The sequence below is a fragment of the Mesorhizobium sp. M7A.F.Ca.US.006.04.2.1 genome (assembly GCF_004022915.1).
Classification (GTDB): Bacteria; Pseudomonadota; Alphaproteobacteria; order Rhizobiales; family Rhizobiaceae; genus Mesorhizobium; species Mesorhizobium ciceri.
The window spans coordinates 1-5,701 of sequence record NZ_RZQA01000400.1 but is presented as its reverse complement, the minus strand read 5'-3'; the positions used below and the strand labels follow the sequence as shown (position 1 = coordinate 5,701).

General features: G+C 62.0%; 4 protein-coding genes. All 4 read left to right on the top strand.

Annotation, left to right across the window (positions count from 1 at the left end; genetic code table 11):
• Window positions 1-1,143, top strand: a 1,143-nt coding sequence (locus EN925_RS20635; RefSeq protein WP_206632874.1) for a translocation/assembly module TamB domain-containing protein, incomplete at its 5' end; no start/stop codon positions are given.
• 266 nt (window positions 1,144-1,409) lie between these two features.
• Window positions 1,410-3,062, top strand: coding sequence for an ABC transporter substrate-binding protein (locus EN925_RS20630; protein ID WP_013530882.1), 1,653 nt, complete (start codon window positions 1,410-1,412; stop codon window positions 3,060-3,062).
• Between the two features lie 230 nt (window positions 3,063-3,292).
• Window positions 3,293-4,327, top strand: coding sequence for an ABC transporter permease (locus EN925_RS20625; RefSeq protein WP_013530883.1), 1,035 nt, complete (start codon window positions 3,293-3,295; stop codon window positions 4,325-4,327).
• A 12-nt stretch (window positions 4,328-4,339) separates the two neighbouring features.
• Window positions 4,340-5,497 (top strand): ABC transporter permease, encoded by a 1,158-nt coding sequence (locus tag EN925_RS20620; protein ID WP_013530884.1) that lies wholly within the window; start codon window positions 4,340-4,342, stop codon window positions 5,495-5,497.
• Window positions 5,498-5,701: the final 204 nt, after the last annotated feature.

Sequence of the window (5,701 nt, the reverse complement as noted above, 5' to 3'; positions counted from 1 at the left end):
CGCCTTGTCGATGCGCGCTCCGGCCTCGCCGTCAACGATCTCGCCGCCGATGTCTCGATTGCCGGCGGCGTCGCCAGGATCAACCGGCTGACCGGAACGCTGTCAACGCGCGGCAGCCTGTCGGCCAGCGGCACGGTCGGCATCAACCCGGCGCAGGGTTTCCCGGCCGACCTGTCGATCAAGCTGGTCGACGGCCGCTATACGGACGGCAGGGTGGTGACCGCCAATCTCGGCGGCGACCTGACGATCAAGGGACCGCTGACCTCCGCACCGGTCATCGCCGGCACCGTCAATCTCGCCAAGACGGTGATCACCGTTCCCGACAAATTGCCGGGCTCGCTGGCGGCGCTCGACGTCAAGCACAAGAACGCGCCGGGCGCGGTCAAGGCGCAGGACAAGGCGCTGCGGCCGCCGACGACCAGCGGCAAGGGCGGCGGTAGCGGCCTTGCGCTCGATGTCACGGTCAACGCGCCGAATCAGATCTTCATCCAGGGCAGGGGCGTTGATGCCGAACTTGGCGGCTCGCTGAAGCTGACCGGCCCGGCCTCGTCGCCGCAAGCGGTCGGCACCTTCACCTTGCAGCGCGGACGACTGTCGATCCTCGGCAAGCGGCTGACCTTCACCGAAGGCACGGTCGGGTTTTCCGGCTCGCTGGTGCCCTATCTCAATTTGACGGCGACCACGACGACGACCAGCGCCACCGTCACCATCGTGGTGTCGGGCGAAGCGACCAATCCGAAGTTCACCTTCTCCTCGGTGCCGGCGCTGCCCGAGGATGAGGTGCTGGCGCAATTGATCTTCGGCCGCTCGATGTCGAACCTGTCGCCGCTGCAGATCGCCCAGCTCGCCGAAGCGGCGGGGCAGCTGGCCGGCGTCGGCGGCTCGACGTCGCTGCTGGAAAACCTGCGCAGCGCCATTGGCGTCGACGATCTCGACGTCACCACCGACGACCAGGGCGGCACGGCGGTTTCGGCCGGCAAATACCTCAACGACCGCACCTATGTCACCATCCAGAAGGGCGCCAAGCCTGGCTCGGGCAAGGCGACGATCGACCTCAATGTCGGGCGCGGCGTCAAGCTGCGCGGCGAGGCCAACGATGCCGGCGAAGCCAAGGGCGGCATCTTCTACGAGAAGGAATACTGACAGTCCGGCGGGGCTTTTGGCCTCATGGTGGATCGATTCTGGTGCTGTGCGGGCCAGAGTAAATGTCTCAGTTTAATCGACTATCGCGATTCCAGAAGAATCCGTCGGACAGTAGCAAATTTGCGCCAAGACTGTCGTTATCACGCGAACCGCTCCCCTTTCAAAGTTGCACATTCCCTAACATGTTCTCAATCCACGCCGTCTTTGACATCATGGCCTGGATGCGGAATGTTAAAAGGCGGAAAGCCAACAATGGGAGTTAAGTCATGACAATTTATAAGAGTAATGGCGATCGCGTTCCGGATCACATCCTGGCCATGGCCGAAGAAGCCAAGGCAGGCAAGGTGGACCGCCGCGAATTCCTGGCCATGGCCAGCGTCTTCGGCGCATCGACGGCAATGGCTTACGGCTTGCTCGGCCTCGCCGATCCGACGCCGGCGAAGGCCGAAGAGGTAAAGGGCAAGAAGGGCGGCACGCTGAAGATCGCCCAGTGGATCAAAGATCCCAAGGACCCGCGCAAGGCCGACTGGTCGGAAATCGCCAATGCCGAGCGCCAGGCGCTCGAGCCGCTGGTCAAGTACACCTCCGAATACACGTTTCGCCCCTATCTGCTGGAAAGCTGGGACGTCAACGACGACGCCACGCAGTACACGCTGCATGTGCGCAAGGGCGTCACCTGGTCGAATGGCGATGCCTTCACCGCCGATGACGTCATCTTCAACCTGAAGCGCTGGGCTGACAAGAAAGCCGAAGGCAATTCCATGCCCGGCCGTCTCGGCTCGCTGGTCAAGGACGACAAGCTCGACGAAAGCGCCGTGACCAAGCCGGACGACCACACGGTCGTGCTTAAGCTCAGCAAACCGGACATCGCGCTGATTCCGAACATGTGCGACTATCCCGGGCTGATCGTCCACAAGACCTTCGATGAGAAGGGCGGCGACTTCAAGGCCTGCCCGATCGGCACCGGTCCGTTCGAACTCGTCTCCTACGATGTCGGTCAGAAGGTGGTCTACAAGCGCCGCACCGATGACAAGTGGTGGGACGGCGAAGTGTTCCTCGATGGCCTGGAATTCATCGACTACGGCACCGATCCGGCAGCCATGGTCAGCGCTTTCGAGGCCGGCGAAGTGCACACCAACTTCGAGACTTCGGCCGACTATGTGTCGATCCTCGACGGCATGGACCTGGTGAAGTCGGAAATCGTCACCGCGTCGACCATCGTCTGCCGCACCAACGTCAACAACAAGCCCTATGGCGACCAGAAGGTGCGCAACGCGCTGCAGCTTGCGGTCGACAACAATGTCGTCTTGCAGCTCGGCTACGGCAATGCCGGCTCGGTCGCCGAAAACCACCATGTCTGCTCGATCCATCCGGAATATTACGAGCTGCCCAAGGTTGCCCGTGATCCGGCCAAGGCGAAGGCGCTGATGGCGGAAGCCGGCCAAGCCGACTTCGAACACGAGCTGATCACCGTCGACGAAGACTGGCACAAGAACACCGGCGATGCGATCGCCGCCCAGCTGCGCGACGCCGGCATCAAGGTGAAGCGCACCGTTCTGCCGGGTTCCACGTTCTGGAATGACTGGACGAAGTATCCGCTGTCGATGACCAACTGGAACATGCGTCCGCTCGGCGTCCAGGTTCTGGCCATCGCCTATCGCACCGGCGAGGCCTGGAACGAGGCCGGCTGGTCGAATCCGGACTGGGATGCCAAGCTCAATGCGGCGCTCGCCGTTGCCGACGCCGCCAAGCGCAAGGACATGATGAAGGACATCGAGCAGATCCTGCAGGATTCCGGCATCATGATCCAGCCGTACTGGCGCAAGCTCTACAGCCACTCGGTGAAGGCGGTGCAGAACTACAAGATGCACCCGACCTTCGAGCGCGACTACGGCAAGGTCTGGCTCGACCAGGCTTGATATCGCATCGACATGGAGGGAAGGGGCTCGCTCCCTTCCCTCGCTCTTTGCATTGTCCGTCCCTGCTGGTCCGCACATTCTCAAAAAAGTTGCGGACTCGCGGGCAAGGCCATGCAACAAAAACAGGGTTGATCGCATCCGAAGGCCTGTTTGACAGCCAGCCCCGCCGGTCACGGCAGGGTTGGCTTTCATAGCCGGCTCAAACCCCAACCCATCGGCAGGGGGCCGCCATGCTTTCCTTCGTTATCAGGCGTCTTGGCACCATGGCATTGACGATGCTGTGCCTGACCATGGTCGTCTTCTTCCTGATCAACCTCGAACCCAATCTGAAGAAGCTGGCGATCAGCCAGACCGAAATGCATACGTCGGCCGAGCAGCTCGAGAGCTGGCTGGTCAACCATGGCTACCGGCAGAACTTCTTCGTCCGCTACGGCCAGTGGCTTGGCGTCTTGCCCAAGCAGCCGGTAACCGACCCGGCGACCGGTAAGCCGGCGCAGCGTTTCTCCTTCTGCAACGATCCGCTCGTGCCGACCTTTGCCGGCGTTTTCCAGGGCGATTTCGGCTGCTCGACCAAGTTCAAGGCGACCGTCGCCTCAAAACTGTTTCCGGCACTCGGCGCTACCGGCATCCTGATGTTCTGGGTGCTGGCGGTGATGGTGCCGATCTCGCTGCTGATCGGCATTCTGGCCGGCATGCGTGAGGGGTCGCGAACCGACCGGGTGCTGTCCGTGGCGTCGATCGCCTCGACGGCGACGCCTGAATATGTGTCGGGCGTCATCTTCACCGTCATCTTCGCCTCATGGCTAGGCTGGCTGAACGGCTCGGCGGCTTCGGCCAGCCAGGGCATCACCTTCTACAATTTCACACTGCCGGTGATGACGCTGGCGATCTACGGCATCGGCTATATCGCCCGCATGACGCGAGCTTCGATGGTCGAAGTGATGACGCAGCAATATATCCGTACCGCGCGGTTGAAGGGTCTCTCCTTCGGCAGCGTGGTGGTCAAACATGCCTTGCGCAACGCGCTGATCGCACCGTTCACCGTCATCATGCTGCAGTTCCCTTGGCTGCTCACCGGCGTCGTCATCGTCGAGGTGATGTTCCGCTACCAGGGCTTCGGCTACACGCTGGTCGAGGCGGCCGGCAACAACGATATCGACCTTTTGCTCGGCTGCTCGCTGGTCTCGGTGTTCATCGTCTTGATCACGCAGCTCATTTCCGATGTCGGCTACGCATTTCTCAATCCGCGTATCAGAGTTCAGTAGGGAGCGAAGCCGATGCCGGTTCAATACATCAGTGGCTTCACCGTCGTTTTCGAAGTGCTGTCGCGCTTCTGGCCGGTCTGGATCGCGCTCGTCATCGTCATGGGCGCGAGCTTCGCCTACAAGAAGAAGCTGGCGCTCTACGGCCAGCTGTTCGACAGCGGTGTCGGCATCGTCGGCGTCGGCATCTGCCTGTTCTGGCTGTTCACGGCGATCTTCGCCGCGACCATATCGCCCTTCGATCCGCTGGCCCAGATTCCGATCATGAAGGACGTGCTGCCGGGCGCCGTCGAACCGCAGTCGGGGCTGACCTATCTGTTCGGCGGCGACAAGCTGGCGCGCGACGTGTTTTCGCGCATGGTCTATGGCAGCCAGATCGTGCTGATCATCGCGCCTGCCGCGACCGGCTTCGCGCTGATGGTCGGCATCACGCTCGGCCTGCCCGCCGGCTATTACGGCGGCAAGATCGACACCGTGCTGTCGTTCCTGGCCAACCTTGTGCTCGCCTTCCCGGTGATCCTGCTGTTCTACCTCTTGGTGACGCCGGGTATCATGGACACGCCGATCCCGTACGGCATGGCCGGCGTGTTCTTCCTGTTCCCGATCATCTTCTTCAGCGTGCTGTTCTGGACCCGCTACAAGAACCGGCCCGACCGGCTCTACATCCTGCTCGGCATCACCCTGATCCTCGGTGGCTGGATCTATCTCGGCCTTGTGTTCGATAAGGACCCGCTGCACATCGTCCATATCGATCCAAACCAGCTCAACATCTTCGTGGCGGTGGTGTTCGCCTCCAGCCCCGGCGTGTTCCGCATCGTGCGTGGCCTGGTGATGGACATCAAGACGCGCGACTATGTGGCGGCGGCGCAGACGCGCGGTGAATCGCCCTGGTACATCATGCTGTGGGAGATCCTGCCCAATGCGCGCGGGCCATTGATCGTCGATGCCTGCCTGCGCATCGGCTACACCACCATCCTGCTCGGCACGCTCGGTTATTTCGGCCTTGGCCTGGCGCCGGAAAGTCCGGACTGGGGCACCGCGATCAAGGACGCCAGCCGCCTGCTGCGCTCCTTCATCCATCCGGCGCTGCCGCCGACCATCGCACTGATGTCGTTCGTGCTGGGCTTGAACCTGCTCGCCGACTCGCTGCGCGAACAATCGATGAAAGACTGATGTCGCGGGTTTCGACCCGATGGGCCTGAGAGAAACAGGTCTGGAAGAACCAGGATTGGAGCGACCCATGAACGAGGCAGTTCGAAATCCCGCCAAGCCGACCCCCGGGCCAACCAAAGGGCCGATCATCGAGATCGAGAACCTGTCGATCTCCTTCTTCACCCGCAAGGGCGAGATACCGGCCGTCATGGATTTTTCCTGCAC

Coding starts and splice junctions, on each gene's coding strand:
- EN925_RS20630 (WP_013530882.1), top strand. CDS start 1,410: ATGACAATTTATAAGAGTAATGGCGATCGCGTTCCGGATCACATCCTG.
- EN925_RS20625 (WP_013530883.1), top strand. CDS start 3,293: ATGCTTTCCTTCGTTATCAGGCGTCTTGGCACCATGGCATTGACGATG.
- EN925_RS20620 (WP_013530884.1), top strand. CDS start 4,340: ATGCCGGTTCAATACATCAGTGGCTTCACCGTCGTTTTCGAAGTGCTG.